This window comes from Mesorhizobium sp. WSM4904 (assembly GCF_029674545.1).
GTDB lineage: Bacteria > Pseudomonadota > Alphaproteobacteria > Rhizobiales > Rhizobiaceae > Mesorhizobium.
In genome coordinates, this window is sequence record NZ_CP121354.1 from 5,871,923 (window position 1) to 5,889,091 (window position 17,169).

The 17,169-nt window shown below is 64.3% G+C and carries 18 protein-coding genes, 2 pseudogenes and 1 riboswitch; of the genes and pseudogenes, 7 read left to right on the forward strand and 13 right to left on the reverse strand.

From position 1 onward, the window contains the following. Positions 1-3: 3 nt before the first annotated feature. Positions 4-930, reverse strand: a complete 927-nt coding sequence (locus QAZ47_RS28545; RefSeq protein WP_278073315.1) for a histone deacetylase family protein — start codon at positions 928-930, stop codon at positions 4-6. A 115-nt stretch (positions 931-1,045) separates the two neighbouring features. Continuing rightward, positions 1,046-1,224, forward strand: a riboswitch (cobalamin riboswitch). 42 nt (positions 1,225-1,266) lie between these two features. Here QAZ47_RS28545 and bluB point away from each other — a divergent pair. Beyond that, the gene (gene bluB, locus QAZ47_RS28550) at positions 1,267-2,004 is read left to right on the forward strand and encodes a 5,6-dimethylbenzimidazole synthase (RefSeq protein WP_278231594.1); all 738 of its coding nucleotides are present in this window, start codon (positions 1,267-1,269) and stop codon (positions 2,002-2,004) included. Positions 2,005-2,031: 27 nt separating this feature from the next. Here the strand turns inward: bluB and QAZ47_RS28555 are convergent, their stop codons facing one another. Then, positions 2,032-3,012 (reverse strand): hypothetical protein, encoded by a 981-nt coding sequence (locus tag QAZ47_RS28555; protein WP_278231595.1) that lies wholly within the window; start codon positions 3,010-3,012, stop codon positions 2,032-2,034. A gap of 218 nt (positions 3,013-3,230) precedes the next feature. Continuing rightward, positions 3,231-3,500: pseudogene (locus tag QAZ47_RS32160) on the reverse strand (TetR/AcrR family transcriptional regulator); the annotation flags it as partial. A 1-nt stretch (position 3,501) separates the two neighbouring features. On the opposite strand from QAZ47_RS32160, the pseudogene QAZ47_RS32165 reads away from it, so the two are divergent. After that, positions 3,502-3,826: pseudogene (locus QAZ47_RS32165) on the forward strand (MFS transporter); the annotation flags it as partial. Position 3,827: 1 nt separating this feature from the next. Here QAZ47_RS32165 and QAZ47_RS28565 read toward each other — a convergent pair. From QAZ47_RS28565 to aroC, 3 genes are all read right to left on the reverse strand, one after another. Next, on the reverse strand, positions 3,828-4,250 hold the full coding sequence (locus QAZ47_RS28565) for a hypothetical protein (protein WP_278231597.1): 423 nt from the start codon (positions 4,248-4,250) through the stop codon (positions 3,828-3,830). A 16-nt stretch (positions 4,251-4,266) separates the two neighbouring features. Next, positions 4,267-5,367 (reverse strand): 3,4-dihydroxy-2-butanone-4-phosphate synthase, encoded by a 1,101-nt coding sequence (gene ribB / locus QAZ47_RS28570; RefSeq protein WP_278231598.1) that lies wholly within the window; start codon positions 5,365-5,367, stop codon positions 4,267-4,269. Positions 5,368-5,474: 107 nt separating this feature from the next. After that, the gene (gene aroC, locus QAZ47_RS28575; protein WP_278231599.1) at positions 5,475-6,584 is read right to left on the reverse strand and encodes a chorismate synthase; all 1,110 of its coding nucleotides are present in this window, start codon (positions 6,582-6,584) and stop codon (positions 5,475-5,477) included. Between the two features lie 215 nt (positions 6,585-6,799). Between aroC and QAZ47_RS28580 the strand changes: the two genes are divergently transcribed. After that, positions 6,800-7,060, forward strand: coding sequence for a DUF1344 domain-containing protein (locus QAZ47_RS28580; RefSeq protein ID WP_278204289.1), 261 nt, complete (start codon positions 6,800-6,802; stop codon positions 7,058-7,060). Between the two features lie 252 nt (positions 7,061-7,312). Here QAZ47_RS28580 and QAZ47_RS28585 read toward each other — a convergent pair whose 3' ends face one another. The 4 genes from QAZ47_RS28585 to QAZ47_RS28600 form a co-directional block, all read right to left on the reverse strand. After that, positions 7,313-7,900, reverse strand: a complete 588-nt coding sequence (locus QAZ47_RS28585) for a histidine phosphatase family protein (RefSeq protein WP_278231600.1) — start codon at positions 7,898-7,900, stop codon at positions 7,313-7,315. A 53-nt stretch (positions 7,901-7,953) separates the two neighbouring features. After that, positions 7,954-8,772 (reverse strand): enoyl-ACP reductase FabI, encoded by an 819-nt coding sequence (fabI, locus tag QAZ47_RS28590; protein ID WP_278073325.1) that lies wholly within the window; start codon positions 8,770-8,772, stop codon positions 7,954-7,956. A 108-nt stretch (positions 8,773-8,880) separates the two neighbouring features. After that, positions 8,881-9,810, reverse strand: coding sequence for a J domain-containing protein (locus QAZ47_RS28595; RefSeq protein WP_278204291.1), 930 nt, complete (start codon positions 9,808-9,810; stop codon positions 8,881-8,883). Positions 9,811-9,928: 118 nt separating this feature from the next. Further along, positions 9,929-10,393: an RT0821/Lpp0805 family surface protein gene (locus QAZ47_RS28600; RefSeq protein ID WP_278231601.1), complete on the reverse strand. Its 465-nt coding sequence runs from the start codon at positions 10,391-10,393 to the stop codon at positions 9,929-9,931. Positions 10,394-10,433: 40 nt separating this feature from the next. Between QAZ47_RS28600 and pdxH the strand changes: the two genes are divergently transcribed. Both pdxH and QAZ47_RS28610 read left to right on the forward strand, forming a co-directional pair. Then, a complete protein-coding gene (gene pdxH, locus QAZ47_RS28605; protein ID WP_278231602.1) occupies positions 10,434-11,051 on the forward strand; it encodes a pyridoxamine 5'-phosphate oxidase in 618 nt (205 codons plus the stop codon). 51 nt (positions 11,052-11,102) lie between these two features. Further along, the gene (locus QAZ47_RS28610; protein ID WP_278231603.1) at positions 11,103-11,735 is read left to right on the forward strand and encodes a LysE family translocator; all 633 of its coding nucleotides are present in this window, start codon (positions 11,103-11,105) and stop codon (positions 11,733-11,735) included. 48 nt (positions 11,736-11,783) lie between these two features. Here the strand turns inward: QAZ47_RS28610 and QAZ47_RS28615 are convergent, their stop codons facing one another. Next, positions 11,784-12,533: a crotonase/enoyl-CoA hydratase family protein gene (locus tag QAZ47_RS28615; protein WP_278231604.1), complete on the reverse strand. Its 750-nt coding sequence runs from the start codon at positions 12,531-12,533 to the stop codon at positions 11,784-11,786. 26 nt (positions 12,534-12,559) lie between these two features. Continuing rightward, positions 12,560-14,329 (reverse strand): acyl-CoA dehydrogenase, encoded by a 1,770-nt coding sequence (locus QAZ47_RS28620; protein WP_278231605.1) that lies wholly within the window; start codon positions 14,327-14,329, stop codon positions 12,560-12,562. Positions 14,330-14,764: 435 nt separating this feature from the next. Between QAZ47_RS28620 and QAZ47_RS28625 the strand changes: the two genes are divergently transcribed. After that, positions 14,765-15,001, forward strand: coding sequence for a hypothetical protein (locus QAZ47_RS28625; protein ID WP_278231606.1), 237 nt, complete (start codon positions 14,765-14,767; stop codon positions 14,999-15,001). Between the two features lie 128 nt (positions 15,002-15,129). After that, positions 15,130-16,239 (forward strand): glycoside hydrolase family 25 protein, encoded by a 1,110-nt coding sequence (locus QAZ47_RS28630; protein ID WP_278233902.1) that lies wholly within the window; start codon positions 15,130-15,132, stop codon positions 16,237-16,239. On the opposite strand, the gene QAZ47_RS28635 is transcribed toward QAZ47_RS28630, so the two are convergent. Then, positions 16,240-17,082 (reverse strand): AraC family transcriptional regulator, encoded by an 843-nt coding sequence (locus QAZ47_RS28635; protein WP_278231607.1) that lies wholly within the window; start codon positions 17,080-17,082, stop codon positions 16,240-16,242. It abuts the gene before it with no gap. Positions 17,083-17,169 lie beyond the last annotated feature (87 nt).

Here is a 17,169-nt window from a genome sequence, read left to right on the forward strand (position 1 = left end):
AATTCATCCCTTCATCAGCCGCCCGACATGGGCGGCGACCGAAAATGCCAGTCCTTGCAGATCGTAGCCGCCCTCCAGCAGGCTGACGAGCCGGTTGCCGCTGTGGCGCCCGGCGCGATCCATCAGCTGGCCGGTCGCCCAGTCGAAATCATCCTCGGTCAGGTTGATCTCGGCCAGCGGATCGCGATGGTGCGCATCGAACCCGGCGGAAATGATGATCAGGTCCGGCTTGAATGCATCGATCGACGGCAGCACGCGCGACAGGAAGGCGTCGCGGAACGTGTCGCTGCCGGTGCTCGGCGCAAGCGGCGCGTTGACGATGTTGCCTGCGCCGGTTTCGCTTTTGGCACCGCTGCCAGGATAAAGCGGCATCTGGTGCGTCGAGCAATAGAGCACCGACGGATCGTCCCAGAAAATGTCCTGCGTGCCGTTGCCGTGGTGGACGTCCCAGTCCACGATGGCGACACGCTCGGCCTGATGCTTCTTCTGCGCATGACGAGCGGCGATCGCCGCAGTGTTGAACAGGCAAAAACCCATCGCGGTGGTCTTTTCGGCGTGATGGCCGGGCGGGCGGGCGGCAACGAAGACATTGGCGGCGCGGCCTTCGAAGACATCGTCTATCGCTGCATTGGCGGCGCCGATCGCCGTCACCGCGGCCTGCCAGCTTTTCGGACTGGCGCTGGTGTCGGCATCGATCGAGACAATACCGCTCGCGGGAATGGCCGCGCGGATGCGGGCAACAAAATCCTCCGGATGCGCGTAGAGGATCGTCGCCTCGTCGCCTTCCGGCGCCTTGACACGGTCGAGGGCCGAAAAAGCCTCGTCGTCCAGCACGCGTTCGATGGCGCGCAAACGGTCCGGCCGCTCGGGATGGCCGGGCGGCGTGAGGTGTTCCAGAAATACCGGATGGGTGTAGAGACGGGTAGCCATGGCCCCTAATCTAGGCACCTGCCGCCCGGATAGCCATGTTCCAGCACCGAATGATTGGGGAAAATCGCGCCGTGCCGTGTCGCTGGCGGCATTGGCGCGGCTTCCGCTTCACGATAAGGTCCCATCGCTGCCTGGTGCCCGCGACGCGGGAGAATCGGGAACACGGTTGAATTCCGTGGCGTGCCCAACGCTGTGAGGGGGACCGCGCCGGCAAAAGCCACTGTCCTAGACGGGAAGGCGCCGGATGCGGGTCGATCCCGAGCCAGAAGACCGGCCCGGCAGACATGGTCGTCCGCATGGTCAGGCGGAAGACTGCTTATCGCAAGGGGACAAGCGATGCAGGCACGAACGGCCGCCACGAGCGGCGACGACTTTGACCAATTGGCGCGCGACGCCGTCTACCGGGCAATGTTCACAAGACGGGACGTGCGCAGCCATTTTGTTTCGGACGATCTCGACGATTGCGTGCTTGCGCGGCTGCTGACGGCCGCCCATCACGCGCCATCGGTCGGCTACATGCAGCCGTGGAACTTCATCGTCATCCGCGATGCGGCAAGGCGACGACAGGTGCGCGACCTGTTTCTGGCCGCGCGCGAGCAGGAACTGCCGGCGATCGAGGCGGAGCGGCAGGCGCTCTACCGCAAGCTGAAGCTCGAGGGCATCTGCGAAAGCGCGCTCAACCTTTGCATCACCTGCGACCGACAGCGCTCGAAGAATTCGCCGCTCGGGCGCTGGCACAATCCGGAGATGGACCTCTACAGCACCGTCTGCGCGGTACAGAATTTCTGGCTGGCGGCGCGCGCCGAAGGCGTCGGCGTCGGTTGGGTGAGCATCATCGAAACCGAGGCGTTGAAGCGGCTCTTGTCGATCCCCGAGCATGTCACGCCGATCGCCTATCTCTGCGTCGGCCGCGTCTCGGCATTCGCGCCGAAGCCGGACCTCGAAGCGCATGGCTGGGGCAAGCGGCTGCCGCTGCCCGAGCTGGTGATGAGCGAAACCTTTTGCGGTGCCGGCGAGGCACAGCTCAAGTCGGCGATCGCCCGCCTTGGTTCGGAGGAACGAGCGAAGCCGTGATCAGGCTGCCCTCGTAGGGGCCGCCGATCAAGCAGCCCGGGGCGAATCCCAGCGCGAGCCGCCGAAGGAGCCGAGCGCCTTGTCGCGAAGCTCCCTGAATTTCGACGAGGCCTCGGCCAGCCGCCGATCCCAGTCGGGATTCGGAACCTGGCCCTCGATGGTGTCGAAATAGACCTGCATCAGCGAAGCGATGGCGAAGGGCTCGATGAAGGCAGCCTTGAAAGCCCAGGCGAAGACGATGGCGAGCACGAAGGCCCAGCCGGCAAGCTGCCCCGGCATCACCCAGAGGATGGCGGCTGCCGGGGCCAGCATCAGCAGGAAGATGACGAAGGACACACCCCACATGATCACCGCCAGCCAGACGGCGTTCTTGACCATATGCTTGCCGTTCTGCGCGTAGAGCACGACGCCTTGCCTGGCGGTCTCGAACGGCGAGTTCGAATTGATGCGGATGTTGTAGCCGAGGATGATCTCGTCGACATAGGTCAGCGACAGGCGGACGACCGTGTTGATGAAGCTGACGATGCCGCTCAAGCCGGGAATGGGCAGGAACGCAGCGATACCGCCGATAAGGCCAGTGATGGCGCGGATGGCGCCTTTGACCAGCTGGTCGACGACGAAAAGGATGTTGGCCTCGGCGAAACGCTGGGTCACCACTTCCTTCGCATAGGCGATCTGGCCCTGGCCGTCGGGAACGTCGCGGCCATCGATCAGATGGACCATGACGGCGATGTGGCCGGCCTTGAGAACGTAGAGGATATATTCGCGGATCCAGTAGACGGCGATCGAGACGACGCCGAAGCCGACCACGCCGCCCCATAGGGCAAACGACATCGGTCCGTCCGGATCGGTGGAGATATGGCCTACGCCGTAGCCGACGCTGGCGCCGGTGCCGGTCGCCACGATGTAGGCCACCGTGATGCCGAAATAGACGATCATGCGAAAGACGATGAACGGCCATGTCCGCATCATGATGGACACCGACCGGCCGATGCTGAAGTCCCACATGGCCCCGACTCTCCCGCCCCGCGCATGACCTCGAAAATCGGAACCGATTTTCGGAAAGGATCATGCGCAAACATCAAAAGTGTTACAGCATCCTTTGCGCGTTCAAGGAACGCGCTGCGCTGTAAGAGAATGGCCGGAGAGGATGCGCTCAGGTCTGCGATTGTCAATTGCGGCGGCGCCGTGACCGCCTCAAAACGGTGCACAACCCGGCGATATCGTTACCCGATCGTGCGGTCGGGGCTTTTGCGCAGGCCTTCGAGCAGTTGCTTGAATGCCGCTATCGCCTTCTTCGACGTCGCTTCGGGGTCCCTGGAGTTGGCGATGCGCTGCGAGGCCTGGCTGCTGGCGCCGTTGATGAGCCGCGCCGCGGTTTCGGGGTCGAGATCGGGAACGACCACCCCCTCTTCCTGCAGCGCAGTCAGGTGATCGGTCATTGAAGCCGTGCAGGCGTTGGCATTCGGCCATTGCGCCGGATCGCCGAGCACCGACACGGTGCCGACGCTGGCGCTGGCCGTCTTCGTCAGCGGCGTCGCGATCTCGCCGACCTTCATCACCGCCTTTGGCCTGATCGAGCGCCACGTGCCGATGCTGACCGAAGCGTCACCTGGGTGACGACCGGAATCGGCATCGGCATGGCGCTGGGTTTCCTTCGCCGCCGGCTGGACGGTAGACACTTTTGGACCGCAGAACGGCTTCTGGGTATCGGTCACAGCAGGCGCGATTGCCCTGGCCACAGTGCTTGCCGGTCAATGTCGGCTGGCGACGGGGGAATTGCGACGCGGATCGGGGTGAAGCGGTTATCGCGGCTGGGTGACCTATGAATTCCCCAGCCGGTCACTGATCTCCGTACCGCTTAAGACAACGAGCGGTTCGCCAAGAGTTTCGATCATATCCTGATTCAAATGGGGTATGGTCTCAGCACGAGCGACCAGGGGCGGGCAATCCCCAGGGAAATAGACACAAGAATTGGTGCCGCGTAGAATCTTCAACAGCGAGTCGTACAACAAGGTGTTTGTTGTAGGGCGCACTACTGTTAATCCGGAACATTGCGCGTAGTCTTCTGGATTGAGATTCATATAGAGCTCAGTTTGATCCAAAGGAGCGTCTCTATAGGTAACCGTCCAAACGTCACCATCGCGGCTGGTGATGAAAGGCGCGAAAGCTTCATCTACGACAGCCGTCGGGAAATACCCCTCCTGCCCGTCCTCGAAGCAGGCAAGATACGCTTCAAAGCTCATTCTCAAGTCTCCAAAGCTACAGAATCTCGGTCTTGGCGATGTGGATGCCGAACCCCTCAAGACCGACATAGTGGCGCTCCCGCGAGGCGATCAGGTTGATCGAGGAGATGCCGAGATCCCTGAGAATCTGGGCGCCAAGGCCGATCTCGCGCCACTCGCTCTCGCGCCGGCGCGCCTCCTCATGGTCCTCGCGCTCGCCGCTCATCGGGCGCCTGCGCTCCTGGTGGGCGACGCCGACCGAGCCTTCGCGCAGATAGACGATGACGCCGCGCTTGCGCTCGCCCATTGCCTTCATGATGTGATCCAGGCGGTGGCCGGTGCCGAAGACGTCGGTCACGACGTCCTCCGAATGCAGGCGCACCGGCACCTCCTCGCCGTCGCGGATGTCGCCGAAGACGACCGCGACATGATGCATGGAATCCCAAGGCAGCGTGTAGGTGAAGACCTGCGCCTTGCCGCCCGGCGTTTCGATGTCGGAGCAGGCGACGCGCTCGACCAGCGTTTCCTTGCGCTGGCGGTAGGCGATGAGGTCGGCGACCGAAACCTGCTTCAGGCCATGCTGTTCCGCGAAAGCCTGAACCTCGGGGCCGCGCTTGACCGTGCCGTCGTCGTTGACCAGTTCGGAAATGACGCCGACCGGCGGCAGGCCGGCGAGCTTGCAGAGGTCGACCGCGGCCTCGGTATGGCCGGAACGCATCAGGACACCGCCTTCGCGCGCGATCAGCGGGAAGATGTGGCCGGGGCGTACGAAATCGGTCGGCCCGACATTGCCGTTGGCGAGGTTGCGAACGGTGAGCGTGCGGTCATCGGCGGAAATGCCGGTCGTGGTGCCGTGCTTGAAATCGACGCTGACGGTGAAAGCGGTGGTGTGGGCGGAATCGTTGTCGGCCACCATCGGCGCCAGGTTCAACCGCCGTGCCTCCTCGCGCGGCATCGGCGTGCAGACGATGCCGGAGGTATTGCGGACGATGAAGGCCATCTTTTCCGGCGTGCAGTGCACCGCGGCGACGATCAGATCGCCCTCGTTCTCGCGCCCGTCATCGTCCATGACGACGACGATCTCGCCGCGCTCGAAAGCACGGATCGCTTCGACGATCTTCTTCTGGTCGTAAGGCATACGTGCTCGCTTCGCTCGCAAGGGAGTAGGGGAATAGGGCAGTAAGGGAGTAGGGAAAAGCAAAAAGTTTGGGGTCAGGGCGCGACGTAGCCCACGGCCCTACTGCCTTACTCCCCTACTCCCTTCCCTGTCTGTCCTCTGTGCCGCAGATAATGATCCGCTATCGCGCAGGCAACCATGGCCTCGCCGATCGGAACGGCGCGGATGCCGACGCACGGATCGTGGCGGCCCTTGGTCATCACCTCGACGTCCTTGCCGTCCTTGTCGATGGACTTGCGCGGGGTCAGGATCGATGAGGTCGGCTTGACGGCGAAGCGGGCGACGATCGCCTGGCCGGTCGAGATGCCGCCAAGGATGCCGCCGGCATTGTTGGACAAAAACACCGGCTTGCCGTCATTGCCGATGCGCATCTCGTCGGCGTTCTGCTCGCCGGTGATGCGGGCGGCCTCGAAGCCGTTGCCGATCTCGACGCCCTTGACCGCGTTGATCGACATCAGGCCCGACGCGATGTCCTGGTCGAGCTTGGCGTAGATCGGCGCGCCGAGGCCCGCCGGCACGCCCTCGGCAACGATCTCGATCACCGCGCCGACGGAGGAGCCGGCCTTGCGGATGCCGTCGAGATAGGCCGCGAAGACCGGGACCGAGGCCGGATCGGGGGTGAAAAACGGGTTCTCGGCATCACCGACGAAATTCCAGTTCCAGTTGGCGCGGTCGATCGACTTTTCGCCCATCGAGACCAGCGCGCCGCGCACCACCATGCCCGGCACCACCTTGCGCGCCAGCGCGCCGGCCGCCACCCGCGCCGCCGTCTCGCGCGCCGAGGAACGGCCGCCGCCGCGATGGTCGCGCAGGCCGTATTTGACCTCATAGGTGTAGTCGGCATGGCCCGGCCGGTACTGGCGAGCGATCTCGCCATAATCCTTGGAGCGCTGGTCGACATTCTCGATCAGCATCGACACCGGCGTGCCGGTGGTGATCATGGTCTCGCCGTCCTCGTCGAGGATGAAGCCTGAGAGGATCTTCACCTCGTCCGGCTCGCGGCGCTGGGTGACGAAACGCGACTGGCCGGGGCGGCGACGGTCGAGCTCGGCCTGGATATCCTCGCGCTTGAAGCGGATGCCGGGCGGGCAGCCGTCGACCACGCAGCCGAGCGCGGTGCCGTGGCTTTCACCCCAGGTGGTGACGCGGAACAGATGGCCGAAGGTGTTGTGAGACATGGAAAAAACGCCCTGCCCGGCGGCGGAGCCCGGTTCGCCGTTTCAAGGCTGCCTTCTATTGGCGTTTTCCACAGCGGTCAAACGGTGATCGGATGCATCAATCTGTGATCTGGCCGATTTAGTTTTGACACATTCGGTTGGTTTCTGCTCTCTTCCATCCGCCGTTGAGGATCCGCCGTTGCTCATGCCGGCGCAATGACCAAAAGAGGACGACGATGCGTACCCTGATTGGCGCCGTTGGCACCATGCTCATGATTTCCACCGCCGCATTCGCCGGCCAGACCGAGGGCCTGATCAAGAAAGTCGACAAGGACACGCTGACCCTGACGCTCGACGACGGAAAGTCCTACAAGCTCAACGCCGAGACCGACCTCGACGCATTGAAGCCCGGCATGGACATCGTCATTGCCTACGACGTGACCAACGGCGAGAATGTCGTGACGGATATGCAGCTGCCTGACAGCGATCAGAATTAGCTTTCTGGAGCGTCCGTGTTTCGTCATTCTAGGGCGAAGCGAGGAGCGTAGCGACGCGCGCAGACCCTAGAATCCATGCCGTAACGTCTGAGCGCCGCTACGGTGTAGAACGACCTCAGTTCTGCACGGTTTTTAATGGTCGGCTAAGGTCACGGCATGGATCCTTGGATCTTCGCTCCGCTTCGCGTCGCTACGCCCAAGGATGACGACTTCACGGGCTTCGTCCGCCCCCTTGCGGGCTTCGAGGCTGCCTCACAACCACTCCAGGCTCCGGCCCTGCAGCCGGAGCAGACGATCCTGCGGGATCTCCAGGCTGGCCGCTTCCTTCTTGGACATGCCTTCGACGAAGCGGAACAGGCAGCGCATCACCCCGCCATGGGTGACGCAGACAGTCCGCTGCTCAAGCGCGTCGAACCACGGCTTGACCCGTTCAAGCAGCATCTCATAGCTTTCCGCGCCTTGGCCCGGCGGCTGGTAATCCCATTTGGCGGCGCGGCGGCCTTGCGTCGATCCGGGATGCCGGGCCTCAAGCTCGGCGAAAGTAAAGCCCTGCCAGTCGCCGAAACTCAATTCCACCAGACGCGGGTCGGTGCGATAGGCAAGCGGATCGAGCCCCATCGCCGCGCGCATGAGCTCCATCGTCTCGCGGGTGCGCCGCATCGGGCTGGCGACAAAGTCGAAACCCTCACCCTTGCCGATCATCGCGGCCAGGCGCCGGCCGTTGCCAGTCGCCTGCTGGCGGCCAAGCTCATTGATGTCGGTGTCGGCCTGGCCCTGCAGGCGACGCTGGGTGTTCCACTCAGTCTGGCCATGGCGCGCGATGTAGACGAGCGGATACATCAGGTCTTCCGGAGGTCGGGTCAGGGCCTGGGCGGAGGGGTATGCGAGAGGATTCAGTCCTTGACGGTCGAGATATCCGGCGCGTCGACCGCCTTCATGCCGACGACGTGGTAGCCCGAATCGACGTGATGGACCTCTCCGGTCACGCCGCGCGACAGGTCCGACAGGAAATAGACGCCGGAATCGCCGACCTCTTCCTGCGTCACCGTCTGCTTCAGCGGCGCATTGTACTCGTTCCACTTGAGAATGTAGCGGAAATCGCCAATGCCGGAGGCGGCGAGCGTCTTGATCGGGCCGGCCGAGATCGCGTTGACGCGGATCTTCTTGGCGCCGAGGTCGACGGCGAGATAGCGGACGCTTGCTTCGAGCGCCGCCTTGGCGACGCCCATGACGTTGTAGTGCGGCATCACCTTCTCGGCGCCGTAATAGGTCAGCGTCAGCAGCGAGCCGCCTTCCGCCATCAGCGGCTCGGCGCGCTTGGCGATGGTGGTGAAGGAGAATACCGAAATGTCCATGGTGCGCAGGAAATTGTCGCGCGTCGTCTCGACATAGCGGCCGGTGAGCTCGTCCTTGTCCGAGAAGGCGATCGCATGGACGAGGAAGTCGAGCTTGCCCCAGTGCTTGGCGATGTCGGCAAAGACTGCGTCGAGGCTTTCCGGATCGGTCACGTCGCAATGACCGGCGACATGCGCGTTGAGTTCCGCCGCCAGCGGCTCGACGCGCTTCTTGAACGCCTCGCCCTGATAGGTCAGCGCGATCTCGGCACCGTGATCGACGCAAGCCTTGGCGATGCCGAAAGCGATCGACCGATTGTTCGCGACGCCGAGAATAAGGCCTCGCTTACCGGCCATCAGGCCCTGTCCACCCGCCATGTGCACGTTCTCCGCAAGAGATGTCAGCTTTTGTGGAGCCCTATCGCACAGGCACACAGCCCCTTCAAGCGCCGAAAACGGACTGGCTCGAGGAGAAAACCGCCTCGATCAGCCTTTTCGGTTGCGCATCAGGGCTTCGAGATCGGCATCTCCGCCCTCCGGCAGCATCAGCCGCACATGCGCATAAAGGTCGCCGTGGCCACCGGCTTTTTCCGGCAAACCCCTGCCCTTCAGGCGCAATACTTTGTCCGAGCTCGACCATGCCGGAACGTTGACCGCGAGTTTGCCGGTCGGCGTCTCGACCGCCACCTTGGCGCCGAGCACCGCGTCGGCCAGATCGACTGGCAGGTCGACATGCAGGTCGCGGCCCTCGATGCGATAGCGCGGATGGCGGCGGATGTGGATCTTGACCAGCGCGTCGCCCGGCTGCCCGGGCCCTTGCTCGCCCTGGCCTTTGAGGCGGATGGTCTGGCCTTCCTCGACGTAAGTTGGAAGCTTGACCGCCATCTTGCGCCCGTCGGGGAACATCGCCGTCACCTTCTCGGCGGTGGCGGCCTCCTCGACGGTGATGTCCAGCGTGACGTTCAGGTCAGCCGCCTGAACCGGCTGGCGACGGTCGCCACGGCCAGCACCGCGCGCGCCCGAAAAGGCATCGCCGAAGATCTGGCTGAAAATGTCGCTGTTGCCGTCGAACGGATCGCCGCCCGGACGGCCGGTGCGGAATTCGAAATGCGCGCCGCCGGGACCCTGCTGGCGACGGAACCCGGCGAACGGATCGCCACCGCCGGCCGCGCCCTCGAAGCCCTGGAACCTCGGCTTGCCGTCGGCGTCGATCTCACCGCGATCGTAAGCGGCGCGCGTCTTCTCGTCGCCGACGATCTCGTAGGCTTGGTTGGCGGCGGCAAAACGCTCCTTCGCCTTCGGATCATTCGGATTCTGGTCCGGATGATGCTGCTTGGCGAGCTTGCGGTACGCCGATTTTATTTCCTTGGCCGATGCGTTCCTGGCAACGCCCAGCACCTCATAGGGGTCGCGCATGCTTCCTGCCTGTAAGAGAAGATGAATCCACGGTGCCTCCTATATGCGCTCGGATAGGAAGAAATTCCAGTAGCGCAAGAGGGATCGGCTAGCGAAAATCAAAGCACCCCGAACCGGATCAGAGCGCCTTGAACTCCTGCATGCGCCAGCCGCCGGCGCCGGCCATGCAGAGCTCGCCTTTGTACAGGGCGACGCCGTCGAAACTCTCCCGCGTGGCCGTGAAGCGGCGGCAGTTGAGGCCGCCATCCTTGAGCTCCACCAGTTCGGTGATCGCACCGCGCGAACCGGTGCCGGCATTGGCCCATGGCACGGCCTGGCCGCCGAGCTCCTGGATGTCGGCGGAGGAGACCGCATTGCCGATCGTGGTCTGGTCCGAATCGTTGTCGCTGGTTGCCGGCTGGGCAGGCGCGGAAGGGGCGCTGGAGGTGATGATCGAGCGGTCGACCTCGGCCTTCTCGAGGCTGAAGCCGCCGGCACCACAGGCCGTGAGTGGAAGCGCCAATATCAGCAGCGCAGCCTTGGCACTGGCCGAAGCAATAACGCTCCATTGCCCGCTGTCAAAAGCTTGCGCGATACGCGACAATCGGCGAACTCCTCCCGCAACGTTAAAAATTTGGAAAACTATGAACGAAACCGAGTTAACAAGCAGTGACTTCACCGATGCGGCGGAGCCGTTCCGGCTTTTTGCCGCATGGCTGGAAGACGCCACCAAAAGCGAGATCAACGATCCCAACGGCGTTGCGCTGGCGACCGTCGATGCCGACGGCATGCCGGATGTGCGGATGGTGCTGCTCAAGGGGTTCGACGAAAAGGGATTTGTCTTCTACACGAATTTCGAGAGCGCCAAGGGCCGCGAGATTCTCGGCAACATGAAGGCGGCGATGTGCTTCCACTGGAAATCGCTGCGCCGTCAGGTGCGCGTGCGTGGGCCGGTGGAGATCGTCAGCGACGCCGAGGCCGACGCCTATTATGCGACGCGGCCGCGCGGCAGCCGCATCGGCGCCTGGGCCTCCAAACAGTCGCGGCCGCTGGAAAGCCGCTTCGCGTTGGAGAAGGCCGTGGCCGAATACACGGCGCGCTACGCGATCGGCGACATCCCCAGGCCGAAACACTGGTCCGGCTTCCGCATCCTGCCGCAGACGATCGAGTTCTGGCACGACCGTCCGTTCCGGCTGCATGACCGTGTCGTCTTTTCGCGCAATGCCCAGGGCGGCTGGGACAAGACCAGGCTTTATCCCTGAGGTTGTGAGGATGGCGCTCGCAGCTGCCTTGGCCGCAAAGAGGAGAGACGCATGAGCCTGTTCCTGGCCTTTCTCGGTGTCTCGTTCATCGTGCTTGCCACGCCTGGACCCGACACCGCCATCACCATTCGCAACACGCTGCTTGGCGGGCGCATGGCGGGCGTGTTCACCGCGCTCGGCATCTCCAGCGGCCAGACGATCTGGGCGTTGGCCACCAGCGCAGGCATCGTCGCGCTGCTCGTGGCATCGGAGCCGCTGTTTCTTGCCGTCAAATATGCGGGCGCCGCCTATCTCGTCTATCTCGGCTTCAAGGCGCTGCAGGAAGCGCTGCGGCCGTCCCACGGGCAGGACATGGCGACCGTCGCCAGGCCGGCGCGGCGGCTGACGGCGGCAAGCGCCTATCGCCAGGGGCTGATCAGCGACCTCGGCAATCCGAAAATGGCGGTGTTCTTCGCGAGCCTGCTGCCGCAGTTCGTGCCGCCCGGCGGAGAAAGTTTCTCGGCGCTGCTCGGCCTCGGCGCGGTCTTCGCCGTCATGACCTTCACCTGGCTCGCGCTCTACGCGACCGTGGTCGCCAAAGCAGGGGATTTCCTGCGCCGCCCGTCGATCCGCCGCGCCATCGAGGGCGTGACCGGGATGGTGCTGATCGGCCTCGGCATCCGCATCGCGACCGAGCACCGGTAAGCGGATTTTCTACCCTGCCGGCGTTCGACCCACCCGGCCCAGCGCGACCTATTTCTTGCGGGTCATGAAAGCCGTCAGCGCGGCGCGCGCTTCGTCCGACGTCAACCGCTCGCGGAAATGCTCGCTTTCGATCTCGATGCGGGCGACGAGTTCCTCGCGGGAGCCGCGCATCAGGTCGCGGGCGATCTTCAGCGCCTGCGGCGGCTTGGCGGCAATCTCGGCTGCCGCGGCCAGCACCGCGCCCTCGAGCGCGTCTTCCGCGACCATGTCGTAGATCAAGCCGGCGGCCCTGGCGCGCTCGGCCGAAAAGCCTTCGCCGAGACCGAGCAGCGCGAAGGCGCCCTGCCGGCCGAGGATCCGCGGCGCGAGCAGGCTGGAACCCGCCTCCGGCACCAGGCCGAGATCGACGAAGGGCGTGCGGAAGAGCGTGCGCGGCGTGGCGAAGGTCAGGTCGCAATGCAGGTTGAGCGTAGTGCCGATGCCTACGGCGATGCCGTCGACGCCCGACACCATCGGCTTCTCCGTCTTGGCCAGCGCCATCAGGAAATCCCATACCTCGTTGCCGCCCTCCCCGCCCGTGGCGATCACCAGGAAGTCGGCAAGATCGTTGCCGGAGGAAAAGGCGCCGGGCACGCCGAGGAAGACGTGCACGCGAACCGCCGGATCGGCGTCGCCCTCGGCAAGGGCAGCCGACATCTTCGCGTACATGGCGCGCGTCAGCGCGTTCTTCTTGTCCGGCCGGTTCATGCGGATGATCTGCACGGCGCCCCGGCGCTCGATGAGGATATGGTCGGTCACGGTCGGTCCTTTGAATGTCGGAATGCTCAAGCGGAGATCAGCGCCTGGGCGGCTGCAGCAAGGCTCTCGGCGCCGTCGACGACGCGCTCCTTCAGTGCGCGCGTTTCGCCGAGCAGGTTTTCGGCGAAGAAACGGCAGAGCGCGATGCGGCCGCGGTCGGCCAGCCCACCTTGCGCCAGATAGGCGCCGCCGGCGGCGAGCGAGATCAGGCGCAGATAGGGCGTGGCGCCGGCCATGGCGGCATCGGCCTTGCCGTCGTCCATCAGTTTTTGCAGGAAGCGCGTCGCCTCGTCGAGATCGGCAAGCGCGCGGTCGAGATTGTCTGCGGTGTGGCCGAAGCCCGCAATGTTGGACGTACGCACGCCATCGGCCACCGCTTTCAACTCGCCGATGTAGCGATGTACATGCTCGCCACCGCCGAGCGGCAGTTTTCGCGAGACGAGGTCGATCGCCTGGATGCCGTTGGTGCCTTCGTAGATCGGCGCGATGCGGGCGTCGCGATAAAGCGCTGCCGCGCCGGTCTCCTCGATGAAGCCCATGCCGCCATGCACCTGCAGCCCAAGCGAAGCGACCTCGACGCCGACATCGGTCGAAAAGGCTTTGGCTAGCGGCGTCAAAAGGTTGGCGCGGTCGCGCCAATTGGCGGCGGCCTCGCCTTCGCTGACGCGCGCGCGGTCGATGGCGTGCGCGCAGGAATAGCTGATGGCGCGCGCGATCTGGGTCAGCGCCCGCATGGTCAAGAGATTGCGCTGCACGTCCGGGTGATGGACGATCGGGGCCATGCCGGATCCGGAATAGTCCGACGCCCTGCCTTGGCGGCGCTCATTGGCATAGGCGATTGCCTTCTGCGTCGCGGTCTCGGCAACGGCCACGCCCTGCATGCCGACGGCAAGGCGGGCATTGTTCATCATCGTGAACATGCAGGCGAGACCCTTGTTCTCTTCGCCGATCAGCCAGCCGATGGCGCCTGGCGTCGTGCCCTGAAAGCCGTCGCCGTAAATCATGGTGCAGGTCGGCGAGGCATGGATGCCGAGCTTGTGCTCGAGGCCAGAACAGAAGACGTCGTTGCGGGCGCCGAGCGAGCCGTCGTCGTCGACCAGGAATTTCGGCACCAGGAACAGCGAGATGCCGCGCGTGCCGGCTGGTGCGTCGGGCAGCCGCGCCAGCACCAGATGCACGATGTTGTCGGTGAAATCGTGCTCGCCATAGGTGATGAAAATCTTCTGGCCGAAGATGCGGTAGGTACCGTCGCCGGCGGGCTCGGCACGCGTGCGCAGCGCCGCGAGGTCGGAACCCGCCTGCGGCTCTGTCAGGTTCATCGTGCCCATCCACTCGCCGGAGACGAGCTTGGCAAGATATTTTGCCTTCAGCGTTTCGGAGGCATGCTTGTCCAGCGCCTCGACCGCGCCCATGGTGAGCGTCGGGCCGATGCCGAAGGCCATGGCGGCCGAATTCCACATTTCGAGCGCGGCTACGGCAAGCATGGTGGGCAGGCCCTGGCCGCCGAATTCCTCCGGCCCCGACAGCGCGTTCCAGCCGCCGTCGATCCAACGCCGGTAAAGCTCCTTCCAGCCGGGCGGCGTGGTGACTGCGGCGTCCTTGAGCACCGCGCCATGCTCGTCGCCGATCTTGTAGAGCGGCGCGACCTCCTCGCCGGCGAAACGGCCGGCCTCGGCCAGGATCGCGTCGACCAGGTCTTCGCCGAGATCGCCGAAGGTGCCGGCATCCAGCGCAGGCTTCAGCCCGGCCACATGCTTCAGCGTGAAGGCGATGTCTTCGACCGGCGCGCGATACATGTCTGCTGCTCCTCCTCCATTCCGGCCATTCGATCGTAGGACCTCAGCCGCGGCGAAACCATCCACCTTTGGGTCGGCTCGCCGCTTCCTTTTTACGTAAACGTCAAACTTTGTCACGCGGATTTTGCAAGCGTAGACTTCGTCATCCACGGGCGGAGCGGGAGCGCAGCGGACGCGTAGACCCGAGGATCCATTCCGTAACCTCGCGCGAGGGGCTCGGCGGAGCGGAATTCTGGACCATGGAAGCGCCTCAACGTCACGGAATGGATTCTATGGTCTGCGCGCGTCGCTTCGCTCCTTGCTCCGCCATAGAATGATGAAATCGCGAAGGCCATGGCCAACGTTCTAGGCTGCAATACCGCTCAAAATTTCTACGACGAATTGCACTCGGCTGGTATGATCCGCCGATTGCAGACCAAAGCGAACCGGAACTCCATGCTTGCCAGACCTGACGCCTATCGCTGCATCGAATGTGGCCTCCCCTACCGGGCCGCGGGCTTCTGGTATCATGAGGGCAAGATGGAGCATGGACCGGCCTACTGGACGGACCGCGGCATATTGTGCTCGCCGCAATGCTCGCTGGCGCATCACAAGAAGCGCGCCGCCGAAGGCACGCTGCCGCGGGAGCCGGCGCCCGATCCGTTCGAGATCCAGTCGCTGTTCCGGCGCTGAGCGCCCCCTCGGCTTTGAAAGCACTTCCTTAACCATAGCGGTTCAGGATCATCCCCTGGTCAGTGGGGACACCCTGATTGAAAAAGCCGGCGCGCCCTCTTCGCCGCCTGGCGCTTCTCGCGGCTGCGATGGTGCTGGGCACGGCGGCAAAGGCCTCGGATTTCTCCGAGCCCTGGAAGCATGCCGACCGCGCGCTGGTCATCGACGCCTACGAATACAATTCCATCGACTGGGCCGAGCTTGCCACCGACAAGCGCATCGTCGGTTTCATCAACAAGGCCTCCGACGGGCTGCCGCCGCCCTATTTCTGCTTCGGCGGCGAGACCGACGTCAAACTCTGCAAGGCGTTGTGGAAGCGCTACGCCGTGACGCGCGAGCTTTTTCAGACTCGCAAGGTGGTGGCCAAGGCACTCGGCCTGAAATGGGGCGCCTATCACCTCGCCCGTCCCGGCAATCCGGTCGAGCAGGCCAACAATTTCGTCGATTTCGCCGAGCCGGCGCCGGACGACCTTATAGCCCTCGACATCGAGGGCATCGATTCGACGCAATGGATGTCGCTCGAGGACGCGGAAGAATTCGTGCGCCAGGTGCACCGACGCCTCGGCCGCTTCCCGGTGCTCTACTCGAACGGCAGGACCGCCCAGTATATCGCCGACAACCGTTATACCTACCGGCTGCTGTCCAGGTTGCCGCTCTGGTACGCGCGCTACAAGCCGGACATCGACGTGCATTTCCCGATGGGCAACTGGCAAGGCTACGCGCTCTGGCAGTTCTCGGCGAAGGCCAATTGCGGTCGCTCCAGCTGCCCCTATCGCGTGCCGGGCACGCCCAACGACATCGATGTAAACGTCGCGCCGATGAAAGCCGATGAATTGCGCCAGCAGTGGGCCTTCGGCGGTCTGATCGACGTGCCGCCCGATTACCTCGCCTCGATCCCGGTGCCGATAACGCGCGAAGCGGGCCTCGCAGGCAAGGTTACCATCACCTACGCCGATGTGGCGACGCCGCCGACCTTCGAGGAACTGGTGGCGGTGCTTGGCGCGCGCTGGGAGAAATTCCGCGACGGGTTCCGCATGCCGGTGGTGAAGACCGTGCCGCAGCGCCCGAGCTTCGGCATCGTCCAATATGTCGCCTGGATGCGGGCCGCACGGCGCACGCCTGAACAGCTCGACGCCGCCTTCGCCGCAGCCGACCCCGTCAACACCGCATCGACGGCGCTCGACCACCGCAGGCAGTAGTCAGCGATGATTGCCCAGGCTGGCATACATGCCGGTGGTGCGGAACTGCGTCGGCGTGATGCCGTAGCAGTGGCGAAAGACTTTGGAGAAGTAATTCGCATCCTCGAAGCCGCACAGCACGGCGACCTCCTTGACCGGCAGGAAATCCGCTTTGGTCAGCAGTTTGGCGGCGCGCTGCAGCCTTTGCTGCAGGACGAATTCGGCGGGCGGCAATCCTTCGCTCTCGGCGAAGCAACGCGAGAAATGGGCGCGGCTGAGGCCGCTGATCCCGACCAGCTCCGCCACCGGCAGCGGCTTGTCGAGATTGGCGTTGATGTGATCGATCACCGGCTGCATCGCGCTCTGCTTCTCGGCGAAGGAGTGCGAGCCGAAGACATCGTCATAGAGCGCCATCGCCGCCTCATAGGCGATCGCCGACGCCGCGCCCGGCGAGGCGGCGCCCTTGATGAGGCGCAGGCTGCAATCGGCGAGGTGATCGACAGTCGCCGGCTGCAGCCGGAGGACGGGGCCTGAGACGCTGAGGATCGATTTGTGGATGCGCAGCGCCTCCTCGCCGTTCATCGATATCCAGAAATATTCCCAGCGGTCGCCTCTGGCCAGCCAGTAGCGATGGTTGTGCGGCACCAGCACCAGCAGCGTGTCGTTCGCCTGCAGTCGGTAGTTGCGGCTCTCGTAGCGCAGCTGCCCGGTGCCGCTGATCGTATGCTGGAGCACCGTGAACGGGGTCTGGCCGCGCTTGCGCCCGTCCCAATCGTAGGTCTCGTCCTCGCGCACCTCGTAGCCGGTGCTGGTCGGCATGGCATGCAGGCGCTGGCGTCCGCGCGGCAGCGAGATCGTCCGCATCAACTTTCCGTTCGCGATCAGGTCCTGCAGCACAAAATTACCCTCGAAAGCATAATCCTTCTCTGGCCGCGCCTTCGAATAAGCGCA

Coding starts and splice junctions, on each gene's coding strand:
- fabI (WP_278073325.1), bottom strand. CDS start 8,772: ATGGCGGGTGGACAGGGCCTGATGGCCGGTAAGCGAGGCCTTATTCTC.
- QAZ47_RS28610 (WP_278231603.1), top strand. CDS start 11,103: ATGAGCCTGTTCCTGGCCTTTCTCGGTGTCTCGTTCATCGTGCTTGCC.
- QAZ47_RS28595 (WP_278204291.1), bottom strand. CDS start 9,810: ATGCGCGACCCCTATGAGGTGCTGGGCGTTGCCAGGAACGCATCGGCC.
- ribB (WP_278231598.1), bottom strand. CDS start 5,367: ATGCCTTACGACCAGAAGAAGATCGTCGAAGCGATCCGTGCTTTCGAG.
- QAZ47_RS28580 (WP_278204289.1), top strand. CDS start 6,800: ATGCGTACCCTGATTGGCGCCGTTGGCACCATGCTCATGATTTCCACC.
- QAZ47_RS28585 (WP_278231600.1), bottom strand. CDS start 7,900: ATGTATCCGCTCGTCTACATCGCGCGCCATGGCCAGACTGAGTGGAAC.
- pdxH (WP_278231602.1), top strand. CDS start 10,434: ATGAACGAAACCGAGTTAACAAGCAGTGACTTCACCGATGCGGCGGAG.
- QAZ47_RS28630 (WP_278233902.1), top strand. CDS start 15,130: ATGGTGCTGGGCACGGCGGCAAAGGCCTCGGATTTCTCCGAGCCCTGG.
- QAZ47_RS28625 (WP_278231606.1), top strand. CDS start 14,765: ATGCTTGCCAGACCTGACGCCTATCGCTGCATCGAATGTGGCCTCCCC.
- QAZ47_RS28555 (WP_278231595.1), bottom strand. CDS start 3,012: ATGTGGGACTTCAGCATCGGCCGGTCGGTGTCCATCATGATGCGGACA.
- bluB (WP_278231594.1), top strand. CDS start 1,267: ATGCAGGCACGAACGGCCGCCACGAGCGGCGACGACTTTGACCAATTG.
- QAZ47_RS28635 (WP_278231607.1), bottom strand. CDS start 17,082: ATGCGGACGATCTCGCTGCCGCGCGGACGCCAGCGCCTGCATGCCATG.
- aroC (WP_278231599.1), bottom strand. CDS start 6,584: ATGTCTCACAACACCTTCGGCCATCTGTTCCGCGTCACCACCTGGGGT.
- QAZ47_RS28545 (WP_278073315.1), bottom strand. CDS start 930: ATGGCTACCCGTCTCTACACCCATCCGGTATTTCTGGAACACCTCACG.
- QAZ47_RS28565 (WP_278231597.1), bottom strand. CDS start 4,250: ATGAGCTTTGAAGCGTATCTTGCCTGCTTCGAGGACGGGCAGGAGGGG.
- QAZ47_RS28620 (WP_278231605.1), bottom strand. CDS start 14,329: ATGTATCGCGCGCCGGTCGAAGACATCGCCTTCACGCTGAAGCATGTG.